The organism is Catellatospora coxensis, assembly GCF_016862635.1.
GTDB lineage: Bacteria > Actinomycetota > Actinomycetes > Mycobacteriales > Micromonosporaceae > Catellatospora > Catellatospora coxensis.
Map to the genome: position 1 here is coordinate 12799 of NZ_BONI01000021.1, position 24441 is coordinate 37239.

Genomic DNA, 24441 nt, shown 5'->3' on the forward strand with positions numbered 1-24441 from the left:
TCTCGCGACTCCACCGAGTCATGAAGCAGGCCGTAGCATGGCCGGATGGCCATTCCGGAGTCCCTGCTGGCCGATATGGCCGATCCGGTCTGGTGGGCTGCCTACCTCCCCGACTGCCGCGAGTTCGACGCCGCCGACGACGGCGCGGACCCGCCGTTCTGGTTCGAGGACCGACCGCCGGTGGACCTCCCCGTGGCCGGAGGCTACGGTCTGCGGCTGGGCGGCCGGTACGGCTTCTGGTTCCATCTGCTCGAACTCACCGGCCCTGGGTCGCTGCTCGGCCCGCTGGGCAGCGACGACGGCGCACATCCTGTGCCGCACGTGTTCCGCTGGGACGAGTTCGACCTGCTATGTCGCGCGATGGCACTGAACGATCCGGCCCTGCGCTATCCCGGACCCGCCGCGGCGCTGCTGTGCCGATTCGCCTTCCTGTCCGAGGAAGAGGATCTGGACGCCGTGACGCCCGTGCTCGACGCTTCGTTGCACGCCACCCGCCCGCAGTCGCTGGGCCTGTACGGCGCCTGGCCCGGTGCGGGTCACTGGCTTCGCATGCGCGATCTGCGCGGCACCGGCGTCACATGGCACCGTGACACGGCGGGCGACCTCACTGCGGACCAGGACCACCGGCAGCGGACCGACACCCTCTGGCCGCTCCACACACTCCGTCGCCGCAGCGAGCCGCGTGCCGTGGCCGCTCCGGGCGACGACCATGGGCCGGACGCGGGGCGACCGGACGACGGCTCAGGCGAATTTCCGTGGCCCGGATGGCGGGCGATGCTGGCGGCCGCGGAGCTGACTCTGGCGAACGCGGCGGATCCGGCGTGGCGGGCCGACCCCCGTATCAGCGCCCACCTGGGCGACCTGCTCGCGGGGGAGCTGCGCAGCGGCCCGGTGCTGGCCGCGCTGCTGGCGCGGGCGGGCTGCCGTCACCCGACCGTGCTGCGGGCCCTGCGCGAGCCGGTGCATCCGCTGGAGGCGGTATGGGTGGCCGAGTTGCTCACCGGCGTACGCCGGGGCACGCTGCTCGCCTCCCACTGCGGACCCAGCCCGTTTCATCCCCGGCCGAGCCGGGAGCTGACACTGCAGTTCGATCTCGACCGCGAGTCCATGGCCCGCTTCGGCGAGCTGGTGCTGGAGCTCGACGTGGCGTTGCGCTGCCGGTGGCAGGGTGACGCGATGGGCTTCGCATACAGCCATCCCGCGATGGCCTCGGCTGCAGGTGCCGGGCTAGGGCAGGCGTCGATCACGCTGGTCGGTGACGTCGAGAGCGGTAGGCGTACGGTCGGCGAGGTGCTGGCCAGGCGCGGTGCCGGCATCCGGTTGACCGCCGGTGGCGGCGCGTTCGCCTGATGCGGCGTGACCACTACGCGAGCAGGCAAGCGGCCACGCCGAAGATCAGCACTAGCGCGGCGGCGATCCACCATTCGCCGGTCAAGCCGCGCAGCACCTCGGACTCCCGGGCGACCAGCGCGGCACGGCCGATGACGAGGACGCCGGTGACGATCAGCCACAGGACGGCCAGTTTCACGTCGACGAGTCCGAGCACGGTGCCGCCGAGCAGTATCACTCCCGCATAGACCCACATGACGACTCCACTCGACAGAACGGCGACGTGTCTCGAGCCCGCATCCCACCAGATCGGAGGGTACGGGAACCCGGAGGTCCTGGTCGATGCCAACGTCGTATGAGGTGACGGCGGGCGGCCGGTCCGGATCGGAGGCACTGCGGGCGGTCGGCACGTGCTGAGCCTTCACAACGGCGGGGGAGTCTGTTTAACTGTCTGCACCCCTATAGGAGAGCGCTCTCCCATCGGCTCCGATCAGGACGGAGGTGAGGGCGCGCACGCCCGCGTTGCCGGGCGGTGCGGCGCCACCCATCGAGTCGCACCAATTCTGAGGCCCACCGAGTCACGGTGCGGCCGACAGCTCACCGAACAGACGTGATCGGCGCACGTCTTCATCAGTTCTCTCTACGGGAGAGGTGCCAACCGATCATGTTCCTACGCAGAGTGCTGCTCTGTGTCGCCCTCATGCTGGCCGGGCTCGGCTTCAACGCCGCCCCTGCGCAGGCCGCCCCCGACTTCACGGTGCTGATCTTCAGCAAGACCGCGGGGTTCCGGCATGACTCGATCCCGGTGGGCATCACCGCGATCCAGCAGCTCGGCACGGCCAACAACTTCGCCGTCGAGGCGACCGAGGACGCGACCCAGTTCAACGACGCCAACCTGGCCAGATTCAAAGCCGTGATCTGGCTGTCCACCACCGGCGACGTGCTCGACGCCACCCAGCAGGCCGCGTTCGAGCGCTACGTGCGCGCCGGCGGCGGCTACATCGGCGTGCACGCCGCGTCCGACACCGAGTACGACTGGGCCTGGTACGGCGGCCTGGTCGGCGCGTACTTCGCCAGCCACCCGGCGATCCAGCCGGTCACGGTGCGCATCGAGGACACGGCCCACCCGTCCACCGCGGGCCTGCCGGCCAACTGGAACCGGACCGACGAGCTCTACAACTACCGCACCAACCCGCGCGCGTCGGTGCACGTGCTGGCCAACCTGGACGAGTCCACGTACACCGGTGGCAGCATGGGCGCCGACCACCCGATCTCGTGGTGCCGCGCCTACGACGGCGGACGCTCCTGGTACACCGGCCTCGGGCACACCCAGGAGAGCTTCAACGAGGCCAACTTCCGCACCCACCTGCTCGGCGGCATCCGCTACGCGGCCCAGGGCACCGGCAGCTGCACGGTCGGCGGACCCCCGCCGGTCGGCACGTTCAGCCAGGTGACGCTGGCCAAGGGCGTGGCCGAGACGGGCGAGCCGATGGGCCTGACCGTGCTGCCGAACCGGGGCGTGCTGCACACCTCCCGCGACGGCGTGGTCCGGTACACCGACGTCAACGGCAACACCAAGATCGCGATGAGCCTGCAGGTGTACACCCACGACGAGGAGGGTCTGCAGAGCATCAAGGCCGACCCGAACTTCGCCACCAACCGGTGGGTGTACCTGTACTACGCGCCGCCGCTGAGCACCCCGGGCGGCGACTCCCCGACCACCGGCACGGCGGCGCAGTTCGCCCCGTTCAACGGCTCGAACAAGCTGGCCCGGTTCACGGTGCGCGACGACAACACGATCGACCCGGCGTCGCAGGTCACCATCCTCGACGTGCCGACCAGCCGCGGGCAGTGCTGCCACGTCGGCGGCGACATCGACTTCGACGCGGCCGGCAACCTGTACCTGTCCACCGGTGACGACACCAACCCGTTCGACTCGGGCGGCTCCGCGCCGATCGACGAGCGGCCCGACCGCAACCCGGCGTTCGACGCCCAGCGCACCGCGGGCAACAGCAACGACCTGCGCGGCAAGGTGCTGCGGATCAAGCCCGGAGCGACCGGCGGCTACACCATCCCGGCCGGCAACATGTTCGCGCCGGGCACTCCCAACACCAAGCCCGAGGTGTACGCCATGGGCTTCCGCAACCCGTTCCGGATGAGCGTCGACAAGGCCACCGGGGTCGTCTACCTCGGCGACTACGGCCCCGACGGCGGCGCCGACCCGAACCGCGGCCCGGCGGGCACGGTCTCGTTCGAGCGGATCACCCAGCCCGGCTTCTTCGGCTGGCCGTACTGCTCCAACTACAACACCCCCTACCACGAGTACACGTTCCCCAGCGGCCCGTCGACCGGCCTGTTCAACTGCGCCGGCGGTCCGACGAACAACTCCCGCAACAACACGGGCATCACCACCCTCCCGCCGTCGCAGGCCGCCTGGCTGCCGTACGGCGGTGCGGGTCCCTGGCGGCCCGAACTGGGCGGCGGCGGCCCGATGGGCGGCCCGGTCTACCAGTTCAACCCGTCCCTGGTCTCCGACGTGAAGTGGCCGGCCTCCTACAACGGCAAGGCCATGCTCGGCGAGTTCACCAGCCGCTGGATCAAGGCGGCCACGATCAACGCCAACGGCACCGCCGGTGCGATCGACCCGGTGCCGTGGTCCGGCACCGCGATCATGGACATGGAGTTCGGGCCGGACGGCGCCCTGTACGTGCTCGACTACGGCACGACCTGGTTCGGCGGCGACGCCAACTCGGCCGTGTACCGCATCGAGTACAACAGCGGCGGCAACCGGTCGCCGATCGCCCAGGCCGCGGCCAACCCGTCCACCGGAGCTGCCCCGCTCACCGTGCAGTTCAGCTCGGCGGGCAGCAACGACCCGGACGGCGACGCGATCACGTACGCCTGGGACTTCACCAGCAACGGCAGCACCGACTCCACGGCGGCCAACCCGACGTTCACGTACGCGGCCAACGGCGAGTACACCGCCACGCTGACGGTCCGTGACACCGGCGGCCGGATCTCCACGGCCAGCGTCGTGGTCGGCGTCGGCCGGCCCGGCATCCAGATCGTCATCCCGGGCAACGGCACCGTGTTCCAGTTCGGCGACCTGATCCCCTACGAGATCCGGGTCACCGACCCGAACGTCGGCACCGTCGACTGCAATCGGGTCGTGCTCAACTACGTCCTCGGCCACGACAGCCACGGACACCCCATCACCAGCAAGAACGGCTGCACCGGCTCGATCCAGACCACGGTCGACGGTGAGCACGACGCGGCCGCGAACATCTTCGGGGTGCTCGCCGCGGTGTACACCCCGCCGACCGGCGTCGCGGTCCAGGCCCAGCACCAGTTGCAGCCCAGGACCCGGCAGGCCGAGCACTACAGCACCATGAACGGTGTCCAGATCGCCGCCAAGGCGAGCGCGCACGGCGGCAACGCCGTCGGCTACATCGAGAACGGTGACTGGATCTCGTTCGCGACGTACAACCTGACCGGCGTCACCGGGTTCAAGGCGCGGGTCGCCTCGGCCGGTGTCGGCGGCACGCTGACCGTCCGGGTCGGCTCACCCACCGGCACGGTCGTGTCCACGGTGCCGGTCGCCCCGACCGGCGGCTGGGAGACCTGGGTCGACGTGACCGGCACGGTGACCGTGCCGGCCGGAACCCAGCAGCTGTACCTGGTGTTCACCGGCGCGGCCACCGGCTCGCTGTTCGACATCGACGACTTCACGTTCACCGCGGGCGGCACCCAGCCGCCGACGGGCACGAACCTGGCGTTGAACCGTCCGGCGACGGCGTCGAGTGTCGAGGGCGCCTACACGGCGGCGGCGGCGGTCGACGGTTCGCTGACCACCCGGTGGGGCAGCGCGTTCGCCGATCCGCAGTGGATCCAGGTGGACCTGGGCCAGTCGTATGCGATCAACCGGGTGAAGCTGACCTGGGAGGCGGCGTACGGTTCGGCGTACCAGATCCAGACCTCGGCCGACGGCACGACCTGGACGACGGCGCGTTCGGTCACCGGCGGTGACGGCGGCGTCGACGACAACACCGGGCTGACGGCCAACGGCCGGTACGTGCGGATCAACGGCACGGCCCGCGGCACCGCCTGGGGTTACTCGCTGTTCGAGTTCGAGGTCTACGGCGACGGCAGCCCGCCGCCGCCGACGAACAACCTCGCGCTGAACCGTCCGGCCACCGCGTCCAGCGTGGAAGGCGCGTTCGTGGCGACGGCGGCGGTCGACGGCTCGCTGACCACCCGGTGGGGCAGCGCGTTCGCCGATCCGCAGTGGATCCAGGTGGACCTCGGCCAGTCGTACGCGATCAACCGGGTCAAGCTGACCTGGGAGGCGGCGTACGGTTCGGCGTACCAGATCCAGACCTCGGCCAACGGCACGACCTGGACCACGGTGCGGTCGGTGACCGGCGGCAACGGTGGCGTCGACGACAACACGGCACTCGGGGCCACCGGCCGATACGTGCGGATCAACGGCACGGCCCGCGGCACCGCGTACGGCTACTCGCTGTTCGAGTTCGAGGTCTACAGCTGATCGGGTAGACCGACCGGGCGCGGAGGACCGCTCAGGTCCTCCGCGCCCGGCAGGCGTCACGGCGTCACTTGCCGGTGCCGTCCGGCAGGCCGTCGCCGGCCATCAGCCCGTCCACGCCGGTGGTGCTCAGGTAGACGTGCTGGTGGCCGTTTCCGGCATCGACGTTGATCTGGTCGAGCTGCGTCGCGGCCACCGACCAGGCCGCCACCGCCAGCTCGCGCTGCCGCGAAGCCGCGGCCTCCACCGGCCGGCGGGACGACTCGGGCAGCGCCCGCGCCGCGGACAGCGTGTCCAGCGCGGCGGCCAGCTGCTCGACCGCGTTGCGCAGCGCGCCCCGGGCGACATTGGTGGCCGTCATTCCCGACACGGTCGTGGTATACCACGCGATCTCGGCCGTCATGGTCTTCTTCCACTGTGCCAGCTGGGCGTCATCGACCTTGCCCGGCTCGGCGAGCCCCTCGGCGATCGGCGTGATCACCCCGGCGGTGGCCCGCGCATGCGTGGTCAGCTCGGCGATCTGCGTCTTGTCCCGGCGGGCCTCCTGCTCGCGCAGCTGCTCCACCGTGGTGTCCGCGGCTCCGGGCGCGGCGACCTGCGTCCCGATCAACACCCCGACCAGCACCGCCACCGCCAAGCCGGCGAGGATCCGCAGCACCTGCGCGGCTGGACGGGCCGGCCGCGACGCGGCGGGCGTGGTGTAGGACGGCTTGCCGGTCTTGCGTGACATCGGGATGCTCCTTGGCGAAGGCAGGACAGGTCACTGATCGCCGCCGCACGATCATCCGCGACGACAGTAGCGACGGTGATCGGCCGGTGTCCATGCCGGTCGCGCATCCCGGAACGGCGAGCTCAACCTCTGACGACGAAGTCCAGCTCACCGACGGGGTTGGCGAACTGGCTGACCCGCAGCGACACCTGCATCCGCCACGTCCCGGCGACCGGGAGCATGACCTGCGCCGTGTACAGGCCCGCCGACACCTGCGTCAGCGGGACGGCGCCGAGCGACGTCCCGCCGGAGGACAGGCGTACCACCGGCGGGGCGACGCCCTCGGTGGGTTCGCCGGCCGCGGTGGTCAGCCGCAGGGTGATGGTGTTGGAGCCGCGGGTGAGCGGGTTGAGGGAGGCGCGCACCTTGATGTCGCCCAGGGTCGTCTCGTGCGTGTCCGGATCGGCCTCGGCCGACGCGCTCGCGGGCCGGGGGTCGGCCTCGGGGCTGGTGTCGACGAGGAATCCGGTGATGAGCAGGGCGACGGCGAGGAATGCGCCCTCGATCGCGGTCGCGCGCACCACCGGTCGGGAGTGCGCCTGCGGGCCGGTCCTGCTCGCCGCCCGCCTGAGGCGGGGGAGCAGCGACCACCTGTTCCACGCCGCGATGGCCAGAGCCGCCAGCACGACGGCGATCTTCGCCAGGACCAGCCGGCCGTAGCCGGTGTCGACGAGAGCCGTCCACGAACCGAGGATCCGCCACACGAGCAGCGTGCCGGTGGCGACCAGGGCCGCGAGGACGCCCGCGGCGGCGGTCGAGAACCGGGCGAGCACCTCGGCCGCGGTGGTGCCACGGCCGGCCAGGGCCGGCAGGGTCAGCGCCAGTCCGGCGAGCCCGCCGAGCCAGACGCTGCCCGCGAGCAGGTGCAGCGCGTCGGCGCCGACGACGGGGAGTTCGGGGCTGGCCGCGCGGGTGTGCCCGACCAGGGCGGGGGCCATGGCCGCGAGCGCGGCGGCTGCTGCCGCCGCGACGTGCCGCCGTCGTGCCGCCGAGCCCGTGCTGAGCAGCGTCACGGCCAGCGCCAGCCCACCCACGACGGCCCCGGTGACGGCGTACTCGGTCAGCGGCAGGGAGGACCAGGTCGCACCCTGGCTGAGCAGGGACGGCCCGCCGCCGAGCAGGTAGACCGCGGTGATCGGCAACGCGGCGAGCCAGGCCACGGCCGCGGCGGCACCGGCGGCGCGCGCGAGGGCGGCGATCCGGCGTCGTGGGCGATCGGCGCCGGGGTCGGCGGGCAGGAACAGGGCGGCGAACGCGACGAGCCCGGCGGCGAGCAGGAGGCCGAGGTAGCCCAGCACGCGGGCCAGGGTCAGCGTCCAGGGGACCTCGGGGATGCTGCTCGGTTCAGCCGCGGCCGGGGTGTTGACGGGGGTGGGCGCGCCGACGGAGAAGGTGAGCGCGCCGCTGATGGGATGGCCGTCCTCGGACACGACCCGCCAGGTGACCACGGTCGTGCCGTCGCCCAGGCGGGCGGGCAGCTCGACTTCGAGTTCAGCGCCCGTGACGGTCGGCTGCGCTTGGACCGGCTCACCCTGCGGGCCGTAGACCTGGACACCGCCCGGGACAGCGCGTACGGCTTCGTCGAAGGTGAACAGGATCCGCTCGGGTGCGGTCTGCAGCACCGCGCCCTCGGCCGGGTCGGTGCTGGTGAGGTGCGCGTGCGCGTGCGCCGGCTGGGGCAGGCCGAGCAGCATCGCGGAGACGAGGACCAGGACCAGCAATGCCGTCGTCCGGATCCGCCGCGCCCCTTGGCCGGTCATGGCCGGCGGCGCTGTCGGACGAGCGCCGTGCCGCCGAGCAGCGCGCCGAGGACCCCGGCCACCAGCGCGGCGATCGTCAGTGCGCGGTCCGTTCCCGGCGCGGGCGCCGCGGCGGGGGCGTGCGTGGCGTGGGCGTCCCCGGTGGCCGTGTGGTGGAGCGTGCCCGCGGCGGGCGCGGAGGTGGTGAAGCTCGGGGCGGGCAGTTCGAGCGCCTCGGCGTTCCGCCCGTCCTGGGCGACCTCGATCCAGGCGGATTCGCCCTGCTCGCAGGTCTGGATGGTCGGGAAGACGAGCTCGGTCCCCGCGGTCTCGGGCAGCTGGACCGAGAGTTCGAAGACCTCGCGGTAGCCGTTCGGGAGCGGGGACTGCGTGCTGAACGAGACCGAGGCGACCCGTTGCACGATCTTGTTGCCGTGGGCGTCCACCGCGGGCGGGTCGACCGTCTCGGTCTGCTTCGCGATCGTCCACAATGCCGTCCGGGTGGGGGTCACCGAGGTGATCTGCGGCGGGATCTGAATGGTGATCTTGGTGGTGGGCGAGTCCTCGCAGCCGTGCCCGACGCTGAACTGCAGGACGGCGTGGGCGCCGGCCGCGGTCGTGGACGGGGTGACGGTGACGTGCGCACTGGCCGGGTCCGCGAAGCCGAACACGCTGACGATCAGCGTGGCGGCGCTGGTCTGCAGGACGCGCCGGGCTTGCGTTCGGGTCGAACGGCGGTCGTGCCGGCCGGCCTGGATCCGGGCGGATCCGATGTCATTGCGCCGCATGTCGCTTCCTCGCGCCTCAGGACGAGCCGGCTCGCCGGTGTTGATCTGTGCGGGCTCGCCGATTCGGGGTCGCAGTGATTCGACCAACAGGCCGAACCGATGTCAAGTATGTGAACTCTCGGCGGACCCTGGCCTTGCGGCGTCTCAGACAGCACAGTAGCGTCAGTTCACGTTGATGAACTGAGGTCCATATCGTGGACAGCCGCTAAATGGGAGGGGCGCCATGCCTAACATCACCGTCGAACTGCTCGCGGGCCGGTCCGTGGAGCAGCGCAGGGCGTTCGCCCGAGCCGTGACCGACAGCGCCGTCGAGATCCTCGGAGCCCGTGAGCAGGATGTCCGCATGGTGTTCACCGAGATCACCGCGGACGTCGTGGCCAACGGAGGTGTGCTGGCCAGCGAGGACGCCTCGCGCGCCGGGGTGGTGGCCGCGCTCGAGAAGCGCTGAGACCACCGCTCGTTCGCGCACTGTGCGGGCGCGAGCGGGTGGAGGAGCGGGGCCGACCCATGGGCAGGGTCGGCCCCATCGTCGTTGTCGGGGCCGGTCGGGTGGTGTGCCGCCGGCAGAGCGCGACCCGTGCGCCGGGTCAGCGCACCAGCCGGTTGTCGCGCATCGCCGACAGGCGGGCTTTCACACTCAGCAGGGTCTCGATGATGAAGTCCTCCCGGCCCTTCTTGAGCCGGCTGATCGGGACCGCGATGCTCAGCGCGTCGACCGACTGGTGCGAGAACGGCAGCGCGACGCCGAAGCAGCGCACGCCCAGGCAGGATTCCTCGGTCTCCTCCGCGTAGCCGAGCTGGGCGGCCTTGTCGATCGTCGCCAGCAGCGCGTCCCGGTTCGTGATCGTCTGAGAGGTGATGGCCTTGATCTGGTGGGGGACGAACGTGCCGCGCACGTCTTCGGGCATCTCGGCGAGCATCGCCCGGCCCAGGGCCGTGCTGTAGGCCGGCAGGCGGCGGCCGACGGCCGAGTACATGCGCAGCGGGTGTTTGGACTCGCGCTTGGCGGTGTAGATGACCTCCGCGCCTTCCAGCCGGCCCAGGTGCACCGTCTCCTCGGTGGCCGCCGCGATCTCGTCCATCACGCCGCTGGCGCGCGCCAGCACCGGGTCGCCGTCGATGTAGGCGGAGCTGACCGTCAGCGTGTGCACCCCGAGCCGGTAGACGCTGCCGGTCTGGTCGGTGTCCAGCCAGCCGCGGGCGCACATGGTGCGCAGTAGCGCGTGCAGGCTGCTCTTCGGGATGCCGAGGCGGGTCGCCAGCTGCAACTGGGTGCCGGGTCCGTTGGCCGCGATGTCGTCCAGGACGTCGAGGACACGCGCAGCGGATTTGACCGCCGAGGTGGCGGAGCTGCCGTTGACCGTCTTGTCCGCGTCCACCGCGGCCTCCTCATCAATCGTCACAGTGCATGTTCCCGACGTTATACCACTAAACCACAGTTCACATGGAGGGACTGATTTCGGCCCCTTGACTCGTGATCGGGGCCATAGGTATCGTCGCGTTCAGTTCACATAGCGGAACCGGGTTCACAAACGAGGAGCAGTTTTGATCGAGGTAAGGCACTCCGTATCGCCGTCGAGCGTGGAGACGGCAACGAATGCGGACCTGCGGAAGAACTTTCTCGTCGACAGCCTGTTCCGCACCGGCGAGGTGCACGGGGTCTACACCCACGACGACCGGCTGGTCGTCGGCGGAGCGGTTCCCGGCGCCGGCCGGCTCGAACTGCCGGCCTGGGACGTGCTCGGCACGGACTCGCACCTGGCCCGCCGCGAGCTCGGCATCGTCAACGTCGGCCAGGCCGGCCACGTGCTCGTCGACGACGAGAAGTTCGAGCTGCGCCACCTGGACGGGCTGTTCGTCGGCCGCGGCAGCGAGGTCGTGTTCGCCGGGGCCGACGCCGCGTTCTACTTCGTCTCCGCTCCGGCGCACGCGTCCTACCCCACCGCGCTGCTCAGCCACGCGGCGATCGAGCCGGTCAAGCTGGGCACGGCGCAGGGCGCGAGCGAGCGCAGCCTCTACCGGTACGCCTGGGGTCAGGAGCTGCAGACCTCGGTGCTCCAGTTCGGCGTGACCGTCATCGCCGACGGCTCCGTCTGGAACACGTTCCCGCCGCACCTGCACGACCGGCGCACCGAGGTCTACATGTACGTCGACCTCGACGAGAAGGACCGGATCTTCCACCTGATGGGCCAGCCCGGCGTCTCGCGCCACCTCGTCGTGCGCGACCGCGAGGCCGTCATCTCCCCGCCGTGGTCGATCCACTCGGGCGTCGGCACCGGCTCGTACGCCTTCATCTGGGCGATGGCCGGCGAGAACAACGACTACACCGATCTGCAGGCCGTGGCGCTGGAGGACCTGTGACCACCCCGCCCGCCGCGCCACCGCGGTCGCCGTTCGACCTCAGCGGTCGCTGCGCCGTGGTGACCGGGGCCGGCCGCGGCCTGGGCCAGGCCATCGCCTACGGGCTCGCCCAGGCGGGAGCCGACCTGGTCCTGCTGGGCCGGCCGGGCAGCCAGTCGGCCACCCGCGACCGGGTGGCCGAGCTCGGCCGGGACGTGCAGCTCGTCGACCTCGACGTCAGCGACCACGACGCCGTCGAGCGGGTCGCCGCGCGGGTCACCGCCGACCGCCAGGTCGACATCCTGGTCAACAACGCCGGCATCATCGACCGCGAGGACTCGGTGGACGTGAGCCGGCAGTCGTGGAACCGCGTGGTGGACGTCAACCTGAACGGCCTGTTCCTGCTCTGCCAGCAGTTCGGGCGCCCGATGACCGAGCGCGGGCACGGCAAGATCGTCAACATCGCCAGCCTGCTCTCCTTCCAGGGCGGACTGCGCGTGGCGGCGTACGCCGCCAGCAAGCACGGCGTCGCCGGCGTCACCAAGGCCCTGGCCAACGAGTGGGGCCGGTTCGGGGTGCAGGTCAACGCCATCGCGCCCGGCTACATGAACACCGACAACACCACCGCGTTGCGGGCGGACCCGGACCGCTCCCGGTCCATCCTCGAACGCATCCCCGCCGGTCGCTGGGGAGACGCCGCCGACATCGCCGGAGCGGCCGTCTTCCTGAGCTCCGCCGCCGCAGACTACGTCAACGGCCATGTCCTGGTCGTCGACGGAGGTTGGATGGCCCGCTGACCCTGGCCTCCAGCGCACCAAACCCGTACGATCCGCCGACCGCCATCCGCCCAAATGGCGGCAGGTTTCTCGCTCGATTTGTGCCACCCCCAGCCGGATTCTCCGGCACTGAAGAGATCGAGGATCACCGTGAAGATCGCGTTTCGTCCCACCGCAGTCTTATTGACCCTGTCCCTGGCAGTCGTCGGCCTGGCCGCCTGCAGCGAGGCCCCGGCCGGGGAGAACGACCCCGCCGGCGCGGGCGCCTGCAAGCCGGCCGACGTCAAGCTGGTCGGCCAGGTCCGCAACGAGTCCAACCCCTACGAAGCCTCGTGGCTGGCCGGCGGCGACGCCTTCGCCAAGACGGTCGGGCTCACCCAGCAGCGCCTCACCTACGGCGGTGACTCCACCAAGCAGCAGGAGCAGATCAGCCAGATCCTGGCCGGCGACACCAAGTGCCTGGTGATGAACGTGCTCCCCAACGGCGACTCGGACACCGCGCCGATCGTCAAGGGCGCCGACAAGGCCGGCGCGTTCCTCGTCACCCAGTGGAACAAGCCGGCCGACCTCAAGCCGGCCGACTACAAGACGTGGATCAGCCACATCACCTACAACGGCGTCGAGTCCGGCAAGCAGATCGGTGACGCGCTGGCCAAGTCGATCGGCGGCTCGGGCGGCATCATCGCGCTGCAGGGCGTCCTGGACACCGCGGCCGCCAAGGACCGGTTCGCCGGCCTGCAGGAGTCGCTCAAGGCGAACCCCGGCGTCCAGTTGCTCGACCAGCAGACCGCCAACTTCTCCCGCGCCGAGGCGCTGACGGTCACCAAGACGCTGCTGACCAAGCACGGCGACAAGGTCAAGGGCATCTGGGCCGCCAACGACGACATGGCGCTCGGCGCTCTGGAAGCACTCCAGCAGGCGGGCAAGTCCGGCAAGGTCGCGGTCGTCGGCATCGACGCCGTGCCCGACGCCGTCACAGCGGTCCAGAACGGCACCATGACCGCCACCGTCTCCAGCGACGGCACCTGGCAGGGCGGCATCGGCCTGGCGATCGGCTTCTGTGTCGCCACCGGCAAGCTGCAGGTCAAGGACATCGCCGCCGACAACCGGGCGTTCTTCGCCGAGCAGTTCCTCATCACCAAGGACAACGCCGCCGACTTCGCCCAGCCGAAGACGAACCCGTCGGACTTCGACTGCGCCAACGTCTTCAAGCGTGTGGCCGGGCCCCTGAAGTGACGGTCACATCCGGGGTCGCCGCGTCTCGCCGGATCTTCCGGCGGGGCGCGGCGTTTCGAGACGCCGGGCCACCGGTCGCGCTGGTCGTCCTGTTCCTGATCTTCGCGGCCCTGAGCCCGCAGTTCCGCAGCATCGAGAACGTCCAGAACATCGTGGACGCCGCCGCGGTGCTCGCCGTGGTCACCTGCGGCATCACGTTCGTGCTGATGATGGGGTCCATCGACCTGTCGGCCGCCGGCGTGATGGGCGCGTCCGCGCTGACCGTGTCGCTGCTGGTGGCCAACAACCGCAACGACAACGACTTCGGGCTGGCCGGGATCGCGGTCGCCGTGGTGCTGGGCTGTGCGTTCGGCTGCCTGAGCGGGCTCGCTCTGGTCCTGCTGAAGGTGCCGTCGTTCATGGCGACGCTCGGGGTGTCGGCCATCGGGCTCGGCGTCGCGACCCTCATGTTCGCCGGCGTCCAGCCCAACATCACCGACGCCATGCTCAAGAGCTGGGCGATCGAGCGCTTCCTCGGGCTGTCCTATCTCACCTGGATCGCCGCCGCGTGCATCCTGGTGGGCTGGCTCATCCAGCGCTACACCCGGCTCGGCCGGTACGCGTTCGCGATCGGCGGCGCCGAGGAGGTGCTCACGCTGTCGGGCGTGAAGGTGAAGCCGTACAAGGTAGCGGTCTTCGCCCTCGCCGGGGCCTTCTACGGCCTCGGCGGGGTCATGGTGACCAGCCAGCTCGGCGCGGGCCTCGTCCAGGCCGGCAACGGCTACGACTTCTCGGCCATCACCGCCGCCGTCGTCGGCGGCACCCTGCTCACCGGGGGCCGGGGCGGCATCCTGCACTCCGCCGTGGGTGTCGTGCTGGTCATGGTGCTCACGAACGGTCTAGTGCAGGTCGGGGTCAGCCCGTACTGGCAGGGTGGCGTCGAGGGCCTCATCGTCGTCGCCGCGGTCGCCGCCGCGGTCATCCCCCAGCGTCGTAGAAACCAGGTGGTCAAGTGAGCGTCCCAGCCGAACGGGAGCCCACCACGTCCGCGCCGGTGCCGGCGCTGGAGGTCCGCGGCCTCGTCAAGCACTACCCGGGGGTGAAGGCGCTCGACGGCGTCGACCTGGTGGTCCATCAGCACGAGGTGCTGGGCCTGGCCGGCGAGAACGGCGCGGGCAAGTCCACGCTGCTCAAAGCGCTGGTCGGCCTGGTCACCCCCGACGCCGGCGAGATCTACGTCCGCGGCGGGGCCGTCAAGCTGCGCAGCGTCGTCGACGCCGCCGACCACGGCATCGGGATGGTGTTCCAGGAGCAGTCCCTGGTGCCCAACCTGACCGCCGCGGAGAACATCCTGCTCGGCGGCGAAGGCCCCGCGGTCCGTCGCGGTGTCTACCGCTGGGACGTCATGCGCCGGCTGGCCCAGGAGCAGCTCGACAAGATCGGCTCGAAGATCGATCCGCTGGCCCGCACCGACTCGCTCTCCTTCGCCGACCGGCAGATGGTCGAGATCGCCAAGGTGCTGCGTATCGAGCAGCGCAGCCAGCACCCGCCGGTCATCATCCTGGACGAGCCGACCTCGGTCCTGGAGTCCAAGGAGATCGAGACCCTGTTCGCGCAGATCCGCCGGCTGCGCGAGTTCGCCTCGGTCGTGTTCGTCTCGCACCGCCTCGACGAGGTGCTCGACGTGTGCGACCGGGTGACCGTGCTGCGCAGCGGCCAGTCGGTCGGCGAGGTCGCCACCGCCGGCGCCGTCCCGCGCGAGCTGCACCGGATGATGATCGGTTCCACCGGATCCGACGACCACTACCACGAGAACGCCGCCACGCCTGTCGCGGCCGAGCAGCCCCGGCTGTCGGTGCGCGGGCTGTCGGGCAAGTCGTTCCAGGACATCGACCTGGACGTCGCGGCCGGTGAGATCGTGGCGATCGTCGGCGTGCACGGGTCCGGCCGGGAGGACGTCTGCCGTGCCCTGTTCGGCATCGAGCCGACGACCGCCGGTGAGATCCGGATGGACGGCAAGAAGCTCAGCCTGCCCAACACCCGGGCCGCGTGCGCCGCCGGCATCGGCTACGTGCCGGCCGAACGCAAGATCGAGGGCATGGTCGGCCCGATGTCGGTGGCCGAGAACATGACCCTGACCAAGCAGAAGGCCCGCTGCGCGGGCCCCTTCGTGGCGCCGAAGAAGCAAGCCGGCCTGGTGGACCGCTGGATCGAGCGGCTGTCCATCCGCACGCCGGGCCGCGACACCCCCATCCAGCGGCTGTCCGGCGGCAACCAGCAGAAGGTGGTGCTGGCCCGGTGGCTGGTCGGTGGCGACATCCGGCTGCTCCTGCTGGACCACCCGACCCGCGGCCTGGACATCGGCGCCCGCTCGGAGGTCTACCGGCTGATGCGCGAGCTGGCCGCGAGCGGGGTCGCCACCGTGCTGCTGGGCGACAGCCTCGAGGAGGCCATCGGCATGGCCGACCGCATCCTGGTCATGAACGACGGCCGGGTCGTGACCGAGGTCGCCTGCCCCAACGGCGGCAAGCCGAGCCCTCTGGACCTCGTGAAAGAGATGGTATGAGCACTCCCGTCGCCATGCAACCGGTCGCCGAACCCGCGACCGGCAGGACCGGCCCTCGCCCGGCTCAGCGGCTCACCGGGTTCATGCCGCTCATCGCCCTGGTGGCGCTGGTGGCCGCGCTGACGATCGCCGACCCGGACTTCCTGACCGCGCGGAGCCTGACCGCGGTGGCGCGGACCGCCGCGCCGCTCATCGTGCTCGCCGCGGGGGCGACGCTCGTCGTCCTGTGCGGCGGCATCGACCTGTCCATCGCGGCACTCGCCTCGCTGACGACGGTCCTGCTGGCCCTCTGGCTGCCGCACCTCGGCGGCCTGGCCACACCGGCCGTCATCGGGGTCGCGGCGGCGATCGGCGCGGTGCAGGGCGTGGCGCACGTGCTGCTGCGGATTCCGTCGTTCATCGTCACCCTGGGCGGGATGAGCATCCTGTCCGCGGTCGCCCTCGTCGTCTCCGGCGCCGGCACCGTGCGGGTGGTCGACGACTCGCCGGTCGCGTGGCTCGACCTCTATCTCGCCGGCTACGTGCCCATGTCGGCCGCGATGGCGCTGCTCGTCGTCGCCCTGATCGCCCTCGTCCTCAAGGTGACCCCGCTGCAGAGCTGGATCTCGGCCACCGGCTACTCCGAGTCGGCCGCGCGCCTGGCCGGCACACCCGTCGACCTGGTGAAGATCGGCGCGTTCTGCGTCTCCGGCGCCTGCGCCGGGTTCGCCGCGGTCATGCTGGTCTCCCGCCAGTTCAGCGGCGGCCCCACCATGGCCGACAACCTCCTGCTGCCGGCGGTCGCGGCGATCGTCGTCGGCGGCACCGCGATCACCGGCGGCCACGGCAGCCTGTGGCGCAGTCTCGCCGGAGCGTTCGTCGTGACGCTGCTGCGGGTCGGCCTGCCGATCGTCGGTGTGCCGTCCGCCTACGAGCAGATCCTCTACGGCGTCATCATCGTCGTCGCCGTCGCACTCACCCTCGACTGGTCGAAGGTGTCGATCATCAAATAACCGGTCCGAATCCGATGCCACGACCAAGGTAACCGCACAAAGGGAAGGCAATCATGCCCAACGAGAACTCCGCGCTCCTGCCCGCCGTCCGCTCGTTCCTGTCCGCACCGAAGCAGCTGCTCATCGGCGGCGAGTGGGTGGACGCGAAGGACGGCAGGACGTTCGCCACCGTCAACCCGTCGACCGAGGAGGTGCTCGTCGAGGTCGCGTACGCGTCGGCCGTCGACGTGGACCGCGCGGTCGTGGCGGCCCGTACGGCGTTCGAGTCCGGCTCCCCGTGGTCGAGAATGACCCCGCGCGACCGTTCCCACCTGCTGTGGCGCATCGGTGACCTCATCGACGCCCACGCCGACGAGTTCGCCCAGCTGGAGGCCCTCGACAACGGCAAGCGCGTCGAGGCGGCCCGCGACGGCGACGTGGCGACCTCCGCCGAGCTGTTCCGCTACTTCGCGGGCTGGGCCACCAAGATGGAGGGCACGTCCATCCCGATGTCCGTGCCGGGACGCGAGTTCCACGCGTACACCCGCCGCGAGCCGGTCGGCGTCGTCGCGGGCATCGTGCCGTGGAACTTCCCCCTGCTGATGGCCTGCTTCAAGATCGTCCCGGCGATCACCGCGGGCAACACCGTCATCCTCAAGCCGGCCGAGCAGACCCCGCTGACCGCGCTGCGCCTCGGTGAGCTGCTGCTGGAGGCCGGCCTGCCCGCCGGCGTCGTGAACATCCTGCCCGGCTTCGGCGACACCGGGGCCGCGCTGGTCGACCACCCCGGCGTCGACAAGGTCGCCTTCACCGGCAGCACCGAGGTCGGCAAGAAGATCGCCGCCGCGGCCTCGGGCAACCTCAAGAAGGTCTCCCTGGAGCTCGGCGGCAAGGCGCCCAACATCATCTTCAACGACGCCGACATCGACGCCGCCGTCGCCGGCGCGGTGCTGGGCGGCTACTTCAACGAGGGGCAGTGCTGCGTCAACGGCTCGCGCCTGTACGTCCAGCGCGGTGTCTTCGACCGGGTCGTCGAAGGCGTGGCCGCGGCCGCTCGCGCGATCAAGGTCGGCGACGGCTTCGACCCGGCCTCCCACATGGGGCCGCTGGTGTCCAAGGAGCAGCACGAGAAGGTGCTGGGCTACATCCGCGGGGCGGTGGCCGAAGGCGCCGTCCTGAACGCGGGGAGCGCCGACGCGGTCGGCGACCGCGGCTTCTTCGTGGCGCCGACGCTCATCACGTCGGTGAACGAGCGGATGGCCGTGCAGACCGACGAGATCTTCGGCCCGGTCGTGACGGCGATCCCGTTCGACACCGAGGACGAGGTCGTCGCGGCGGCGAACAACACGGTGTACGGGCTCGCCGCGGGCGTGTGGTCGCAGAACATCGGCACCGCGCACCGCGTGGGCGCCCGCCTGCGGGCCGGCACGGTGTGGCTCAACACGTGGCACGCCGACGACGTCACGCTGCCGCGCGGCGGGTTCAAGCAGTCGGGCTGGGGGCGCGAGCTCGGATCCTTCGGGCTGGACGACTACACCGAGCTCAAGACCGTCATCGCCGAGCTGCGGTGACCTCAGCTCGCCGTCGAGGTGAGCGATGCGCGTGACCTGAAGAGGTAGGCCCCCGGAATCCTTCCGGCGGGCCTACCTCTGTATCGGTCGTCGCCTGAACGGGTGCGAATGATCGTGTATCAAGTTCTGGTTCGCATATATGAACTCCTAGAAACATGCGTTCATATATGTAGACCCAGTTCTTGACACGCCATTCACGAGTGTCTTACGTTCAGGCTCTTGCGGCGGTCTCCGTTCCCGCCGCCGCGCCCGCCGAACCTCAAGGGATCTCTGATGAAAGTGCCCCGCAGGTCTGCCCGCTCTCACCTGTTCACCCACCTCGATCGACTGCTCGGCGGACTCTCCGGCCGAGCTGTCGCGACGTTCGCCGCGCTGACGCTGGCCGTCACCGGGTTGACCGTTCCCGCCGCCGCGCAGGCCGCGCCTGCCGACGACGGCCGGCTCAACATCCTGCTGTTCTACAAGTCCAATTTCCACGCCTCGCACGTGCAGGCGCGCGAGGCGGTGCGTGCCCTGGTCACCCAGCTCGGCACGCAGTACAACCAGCCGGTCGAGATCCAGGAGACCGAGGACCCCGCGGTCTTCAACACCGCCAACCTCGCCGTCCGCGACGCGGTCGTCTTCGCGCAGACCGGTGGCGTGCTGTTCAACGCGTCCCAGCGCAGCGCGCTGGAGGCCTACATCCGCGGCGGCGGCGGCTTCATGGGCATGCACTACACCGGCTGGTCGGCCGGTGAGAGCGAGCACGACGTCAACCCGTTCTACGCCCGCCTCATCGGCGCCGCCTCCGAGGGCCACCCGGAGAACCCCGGCGTGCGGCCGGGCCGGGTGTTCGTGACGAACACCAGCCACCCGCTCACCCAGGGCGTGACGGCGAGCATCACCCGCAGCGACGAGTGGTACGACTGGGTCGTCAACCCGGCCCCGTGGGTGCGCACCCTCATCGAGGCCGACGAGTCCTCGTACGGCATGGGCCGGCAGGGCTCCATGCACCCGCTCACCTGGTGCCAGACGATCGACTCCGGCCGGTCCTGGTACACCTCCATGGGCCACGAGGGCACCGCGTACACCGAGGCGTACATGCGCGCCCAGATGAAGAACGGCCTGGCCTACGCCGCCAAGCTGCTGCCCGCGGACTGCTCGCCGCCGGTCAAGGACCAGGCCGGTTCCTGGAGCGGCGTCACCCCGTGGCCGCTGGTCCCGATCAACATGGCGCTGACCTCCGACGGCCGCGTGCAGTCGTTCGGCAGCGTCGGCGGCTGGGGCACCGACACCACGCCGTACGACTGGACCGGCAACGACTCGGTGACGCAGGGCGGCCAGATGGAGGTCGACGTCTGGGACCCCGCCCAGCCGCGCACCCTGGCGAACCTGCGCAACGGCATCCTGCCGAACACCACGTACACCGACCTGTTCTGCGCCATGCAGGTGCAGTCCCCGCACGACCACTCCACGATGACGGTCGGCGGTGACGACGGCATGGGCGGCAACTCGCCCAACGACGGCGCTATCGGTGTCACCAGCTACACCACCAACAACGGGCTGCAGAACGAAGCCCCGATGAACTTCCCCCGGTGGTACCCGACCGGCACCACCATGCCCAACGGCGACGTCGTCGTCCAGGGCGGCAGCCTGACCGGCGGACCGGGCGGGCGCGGTGTGCTCACCCCGGAGATCTACACCCCGGAGCAGGGCTCGGGCTGGAAGAAGCTCGACGGCGCCCGGAGCCCGGCCGCGTACGGCGACGGCGGCTCCGACCACGCCGGCGCGGACGAGAACCGCTGGTGGTACCCGCGGGCGTTCGTGTCCCCGACCACCGGGACGCTGTTCAACATCACGGGCACCCAGATGTACGAGCTCAACCCGTACGGCAACAGCGGGACCGGCCAGCTGACGCTGCGCGGCACCCTGCCGACCAACATCTCCAACCAGGGCACGAACGGCAACCCGGTCGGTGCCACCTCCACCGCGACGATGTTCCGCCCTGGCAAGATCCTGCAGGTCGGCGGCGGCTGGTGGGGCAACGGCGGCGGCCCCGACGGCGCCCGTGCCGGCTTCGTCGTCGACATCACCGGCGGCACCGCCAACCCGGTCGTCACGGCGACCCAGCCGATGAAGTACCAGCGCCACTGGGCGACCTCGACGCTGCTGCCCGACGGCCGCGTGCTGGTCACCGGCGGCGGCCGGGAGAACAACGGCAACGGCGGGTACGTCACCAACCCCGAGATCTGGAACCCGGACACCGGGGGCTGGACCGAGGTCGTCATCCCGGGCGAGCGCGCCCGGCTCTACCACTCCACGGCCCTGCTCCTGCCCGACGGCCGGGTGATGATCGGCGGCGGCGGCGCCCCCGGTCCGCGCAACTACACCGATGTGGAGTACTACTCCCCGTCGTACCTGTTCGACGGCAACAACCCCGCTCCTCGCCCGGTGATCAACACCGCGCCGGCGAAGATCGGCTACAACGGCACCTTCCAGATCAGCGCGACGGGCACGATCTCCAAGGTCGCGCTGATCCGCAACGGCTCGGTGACGCACGGGTTCAACAACGACCAGAACTTCCAGAACCTGGCGTTCAGCCAGTCCGGTGGGACGGTCACCGTCAACTCGCCGCTCAACGGCAACTACGCGCCGGCCGGTGCGTACATGCTGTTCGTCTTCGACGCCGCCGGCACCCCGTCGGTCGCGAAGATCGTCAAGATCGACCCCGCGGTCATCATGACGAACCTGAACCCGCGGGTGGTCGACCAGTTCGAGTACCCGCGCCTGCCCGCCGAGTGGCGCACCGACAACCCGCCCGCGACGGTCGACGTCGCCGCCGGCAACAGCCGGATGGTGCCGTGGACGGTCCAGAGCCAGGTCCAGCTGGTGCGCGGCAACGCCACCGGACAGGGCGGCCTCGGCTTCACCGGCTACCAGCTGTCCCTGGGCGCCTCGGGCAGTGTCAGGCGCACCGTCAGCGATCTCACCCCCGGTGCCACGTACCGGATATCGCTGCGCTACGCCCGCGACGCCCGGGCAGCCGGGACCGCCGCGGCGACGGCGACCCTGTCGATCGGCAGCCTGAGCACCACGCTCACCGCCACGACAGCGCTGCCGTCGACGGCCGCCTACGGCACCTACTCCGGCACCTTCACGGCCGCGACCGCCTCGCAGACGCTCACCCTGACCGGGACCGGCACCGGCCTGATGATCGACGACCTGGTGATCGTCGGCGACAACGCGCCGCCGCCCGCCACGGGCATCCCGGTGCGGTACGAGTTCGAGGAGGGCCAGGGCACCACGGCCGCCAACACCGGTTCCGTCACCGGGGTGGGGTCGGCCGTCCTGACCGGGACCACCGGCTGGTCCGTCAACGGTGTCCTCGGCAAGGCGATCAACCTGCCCGGCGGCAGCAACACGAACGCGGTGGACCTGCCGGACAACCTGCTGCAGGGCGCGGCGAACTTCTCCACCGCCTTCTGGGTACGCCCCGACACGAAGTCCAACTGGACCGGCCTGTTCCACATCGGTGACGGACTCGGCTCCGCCGGGAGCTACTACCAGATCCAGATGCAGACCCAGGCCGGCGGCAGCACCGGACTCGCCGTCACCTTCAAGGGCAAGACCGGTCCCGAGGAGCGGGTCTTCGCCACCCCGGCGCAGGACGTGGCCGTCAACCAGTGGAGCCACGTGGCCTTCACCCGGTCGGGCTCGATCGGCACGCTGTACCTCAACGGCGTGGTGATCGCGACCCGGACCGACCTGACCGTCGGCATGACCGAGGTCGGTCCGACGGCCAACAACTGGCTGGGCCGCAACGGCTACGGCGACGCGCCGTTCGACGGTCTGATGGACGACGTGCGCCTGTACACGTCCACGCTGACCGCGGCGGACATCGCCAAGGTGTACAACGAAGGCGTCGCCGTCCGCTACACCTTCGACGAGAACACCGGCACCACCGCCGCCAACACGGGAACGAAGTCGTCGATCGGCACAGCCTCCTTCCTGGGCACGACCGGCTGGAGCGCAGCCGGCCGGTACGGCAGCGCGGTCTCGCTGCCGGGCGGCGCCGCGAGCACGAACAACCACGTGAAGATGGCCGACAACATCGCGGCCGGACTGGACGAGCAGTTCACCGTGTCCTTCTGGGCGCGGCCGGACACGCTGCCGAGCTGGGTCCCACTGGTCCAGATCGGCAGCAGCACGGACACGTTCTTCCTGATGCAGTCGTCGACGAACGGCACGACCACCGGGTTCGGGGCCACGTTCAAGGCACCGGGGGTGGCCACGCAGGAACGGCTGCTGCTCGGTGCGGGCAGGGACCTGCCGCTCAACGAGTGGACGCACGTGGTGTTCACGATGAACGGGTCGACGGGGAAGATCTACTTCAACGGCGTCCTGCAGGCCACCCGCACCGATTTCACCATCGGCATCGGTGACGTGGGCGTGGGCGGCACCACCACGGCCAACTTCATCGGAGGTACGAGCTGGGGGGATTCGAGGTTCGACGGATTGATCGACGACTTCCGGCTGTACGGCTACGAACTCACCGCCGAGCAGGTGACGCAGCTGCACCAGGGTCGCCGGTGATCGCGCCGACGCCAGGTCGCGGATGACATGACGAAGTGGACCCCGGGAGGATTCCCGGGGTCCACTTCTGTGCGGAACATGCTTCGGGGGCCGCCCCGGGTGTGTCACGAGGATCCGCCGGCCGTCCTCCGCCAGGGTCGGCGCTGAAAGCCGTCACTCGTATCCCATGGCCGGGATGATCGTGTCGAATGCTTCCTCGATGTGGCGGCGGGTTTCCTCGTCGAACTGGTCGTTGCGGTGCGCCAGCTGCTGCGACTGGAACGTCGAAGGGGTGGCGAAATCGTCGACGCCGAGCCGTTCGAACAGGGCTCGGCGCCGGCCGGGCCAGTCGGCGGCGAGGTCCTCCGCCCTCACCTCGATGTATCGCCTGCCGGCCAGGTCGGCCCCGCCCTTCCAGGTGAGCCATCGGTGGTAGACCGGCTTCAGGTAGACGAGCGCGTCGTCGACGGTGGACGGCGCCCACGGCTGGGCCAGGTGGGATGCGAGCACCGAGACCGGGTGGCGCTTGATGTGCACGATGGTCGCTTCCGGGAACAGCTCCCAGAGGAAGTCCATGGCCAGCAGGTTGAACGGTGTCTTCTCGCACCAGATCGGCTTGCCCGCGTCGGCGGCCGCTCCGCCGAACAGGGTGTCGACCAGGCCGCGCAGGATGGCGAGCAACTCGCCCCGGTCGCTGAAGTACCGGGGAACCACCCGCCGTCGGCCCACCGGCTCGAACGCCCCGGCAGGCCGGTCGGCGTCCGCGAAGCCGTCCGCGGGTGCGGGCTCGACGAAGGTGCACGCGATCAGCTGCTGCCAGAGCTGTTGCACCGCGTTCCGGTAGCGCTGCCGGCCGACGAGTTCGGGAACCGTCTTGCCGCGATCGTCGCGCCGGCCGGGCAACCGTACGGTGAGCAGCTCACTCAGCCGGTGCAGAGCGTCCTCACCGACGTGCGGGTCATATCGCTCGGTGAGCGCGGCGGCCAGGTCCCGCAGGCCGCCCGGGTCGACGATGAACTTCGTCTCCATGGGTATTCGATGGATCAGCGGATGTTCGCCGATGACGTCGGCGATCCGTGAGGTTCCCGAACGACCGGTTCCGGCCACGAAGACCGGTGCGGGGGAGAGCATGGCGAGCAGTCAAACTCCCTGCTCGGCGCTCGGGCAAGCCATTTATCTCCCGCGATGATCATGAACTTGTGGCGACGAAACGCCGACGAGCCGTGCCATAAGTTCATGATCAACGCGGAGGTGGCTCGTCGGGGGTGTCAGCCGGGGGCGGC

General features: G+C 70.5%; 17 protein-coding genes. 11 read left to right on the top strand and 6 right to left on the bottom strand.

Annotation, left to right across the window (positions count from 1 at the left end; genetic code table 11):
- Nucleotides 1-45 precede the first annotated feature (45 nt).
- On the top strand, nt 46-1350 hold the full coding sequence (locus Cco03nite_RS14450) for a hypothetical protein (protein ID WP_203692586.1): 1305 nt from the start codon (nt 46-48) through the stop codon (nt 1348-1350).
- 13 nt (nt 1351-1363) lie between these two features.
- Here Cco03nite_RS14450 and Cco03nite_RS14455 read toward each other — a convergent pair whose 3' ends face one another.
- Nucleotides 1364-1585, bottom strand: a complete 222-nt coding sequence (locus Cco03nite_RS14455; RefSeq protein WP_203692587.1) for a hypothetical protein — start codon at nt 1583-1585, stop codon at nt 1364-1366.
- Between the two features lie 408 nt (nt 1586-1993).
- On the opposite strand from Cco03nite_RS14455, the gene Cco03nite_RS14460 reads away from it, so the two are divergent.
- The gene (locus tag Cco03nite_RS14460) at nt 1994-5875 is read left to right on the top strand and encodes a ThuA domain-containing protein (protein ID WP_203692588.1); all 3882 of its coding nucleotides are present in this window, start codon (nt 1994-1996) and stop codon (nt 5873-5875) included.
- 64 nt (nt 5876-5939) lie between these two features.
- Here the strand turns inward: Cco03nite_RS14460 and Cco03nite_RS14465 are convergent, their stop codons facing one another.
- The 3 genes from Cco03nite_RS14465 to Cco03nite_RS14475 all read right to left on the bottom strand — a co-directional run bounded on the left by Cco03nite_RS14465 (nt 5940) and on the right by Cco03nite_RS14475 (nt 9168).
- Entirely contained in the window at nt 5940-6602 is a 663-nt protein-coding gene (locus tag Cco03nite_RS14465; protein ID WP_203692589.1) for a hypothetical protein, read from the bottom strand.
- Nucleotides 6603-6724: 122 nt separating this feature from the next.
- Nucleotides 6725-8401 (bottom strand): copper resistance CopC/CopD family protein, encoded by a 1677-nt coding sequence (locus Cco03nite_RS14470; RefSeq protein ID WP_203692590.1) that lies wholly within the window; start codon nt 8399-8401, stop codon nt 6725-6727.
- On the bottom strand, nt 8398-9168 hold the full coding sequence (locus Cco03nite_RS14475; RefSeq protein WP_203692591.1) for a YcnI family copper-binding membrane protein: 771 nt from the start codon (nt 9166-9168) through the stop codon (nt 8398-8400). Before Cco03nite_RS14475 ends, Cco03nite_RS14470 begins: the two co-directional genes overlap by 4 nt.
- A 223-nt stretch (nt 9169-9391) precedes the next feature.
- Here Cco03nite_RS14475 and Cco03nite_RS14480 point away from each other — a divergent pair, with 223 nt between their 5' ends.
- A complete protein-coding gene (locus Cco03nite_RS14480; protein ID WP_155368031.1) occupies nt 9392-9616 on the top strand; it encodes a tautomerase family protein in 225 nt (74 codons plus the stop codon).
- Between the two features lie 139 nt (nt 9617-9755).
- Here the strand turns inward: Cco03nite_RS14480 and Cco03nite_RS14485 are convergent, their stop codons facing one another.
- Entirely contained in the window at nt 9756-10547 is a 792-nt protein-coding gene (locus tag Cco03nite_RS14485; protein ID WP_203692592.1) for an IclR family transcriptional regulator, read from the bottom strand.
- A gap of 202 nt (nt 10548-10749) precedes the next feature.
- On the opposite strand from Cco03nite_RS14485, the gene kduI reads away from it, so the two are divergent.
- From kduI to Cco03nite_RS14525, 8 genes are all read left to right on the top strand, one after another.
- Nucleotides 10750-11529 carry a 5-dehydro-4-deoxy-D-glucuronate isomerase gene (kduI, locus tag Cco03nite_RS14490; RefSeq protein ID WP_203692593.1) on the top strand — a complete coding sequence of 260 codons (780 nt, stop codon included), beginning with the start codon at nt 10750-10752 and terminating at the stop codon, nt 11527-11529.
- Nucleotides 11526-12305: a 2-dehydro-3-deoxy-D-gluconate 5-dehydrogenase KduD gene (gene kduD / locus Cco03nite_RS14495; RefSeq protein WP_203692594.1), complete on the top strand. Its 780-nt coding sequence runs from the start codon at nt 11526-11528 to the stop codon at nt 12303-12305. Before kduI ends, kduD begins: the two co-directional genes overlap by 4 nt.
- A 129-nt stretch (nt 12306-12434) precedes the next feature.
- Nucleotides 12435-13520, top strand: coding sequence for a sugar ABC transporter substrate-binding protein (locus tag Cco03nite_RS14500; protein WP_203692595.1), 1086 nt, complete (start codon nt 12435-12437; stop codon nt 13518-13520).
- Nucleotides 13517-14515, top strand: a complete 999-nt coding sequence (locus Cco03nite_RS14505; RefSeq protein WP_203692596.1) for an ABC transporter permease — start codon at nt 13517-13519, stop codon at nt 14513-14515. The genes Cco03nite_RS14500 and Cco03nite_RS14505 overlap by 4 nt, the downstream gene beginning before the upstream one ends.
- Entirely contained in the window at nt 14512-16065 is a 1554-nt protein-coding gene (locus Cco03nite_RS14510) for a sugar ABC transporter ATP-binding protein (RefSeq protein ID WP_203692597.1), read from the top strand. The genes Cco03nite_RS14505 and Cco03nite_RS14510 overlap by 4 nt, the downstream gene beginning before the upstream one ends.
- Nucleotides 16062-17057 carry an ABC transporter permease gene (locus tag Cco03nite_RS14515; protein ID WP_203692598.1) on the top strand — a complete coding sequence of 332 codons (996 nt, stop codon included), beginning with the start codon at nt 16062-16064 and terminating at the stop codon, nt 17055-17057. Before Cco03nite_RS14510 ends, Cco03nite_RS14515 begins: the two co-directional genes overlap by 4 nt.
- 53 nt (nt 17058-17110) lie before the next feature.
- Nucleotides 17111-18607, top strand: a complete 1497-nt coding sequence (locus tag Cco03nite_RS14520) for an aldehyde dehydrogenase family protein (protein ID WP_203692599.1) — start codon at nt 17111-17113, stop codon at nt 18605-18607.
- Nucleotides 18608-18880: 273 nt separating this feature from the next.
- Nucleotides 18881-23179: a LamG-like jellyroll fold domain-containing protein gene (locus Cco03nite_RS14525; protein ID WP_203692600.1), complete on the top strand. Its 4299-nt coding sequence runs from the start codon at nt 18881-18883 to the stop codon at nt 23177-23179.
- Between the two features lie 153 nt (nt 23180-23332).
- Here the strand turns inward: Cco03nite_RS14525 and Cco03nite_RS14530 are convergent, their stop codons facing one another.
- Complete coding sequence (locus tag Cco03nite_RS14530; protein WP_203692601.1) at nt 23333-24289, bottom strand: sulfotransferase family protein; 957 nt, start codon at nt 24287-24289, stop codon at nt 23333-23335.
- Nucleotides 24290-24441 lie beyond the last annotated feature (152 nt).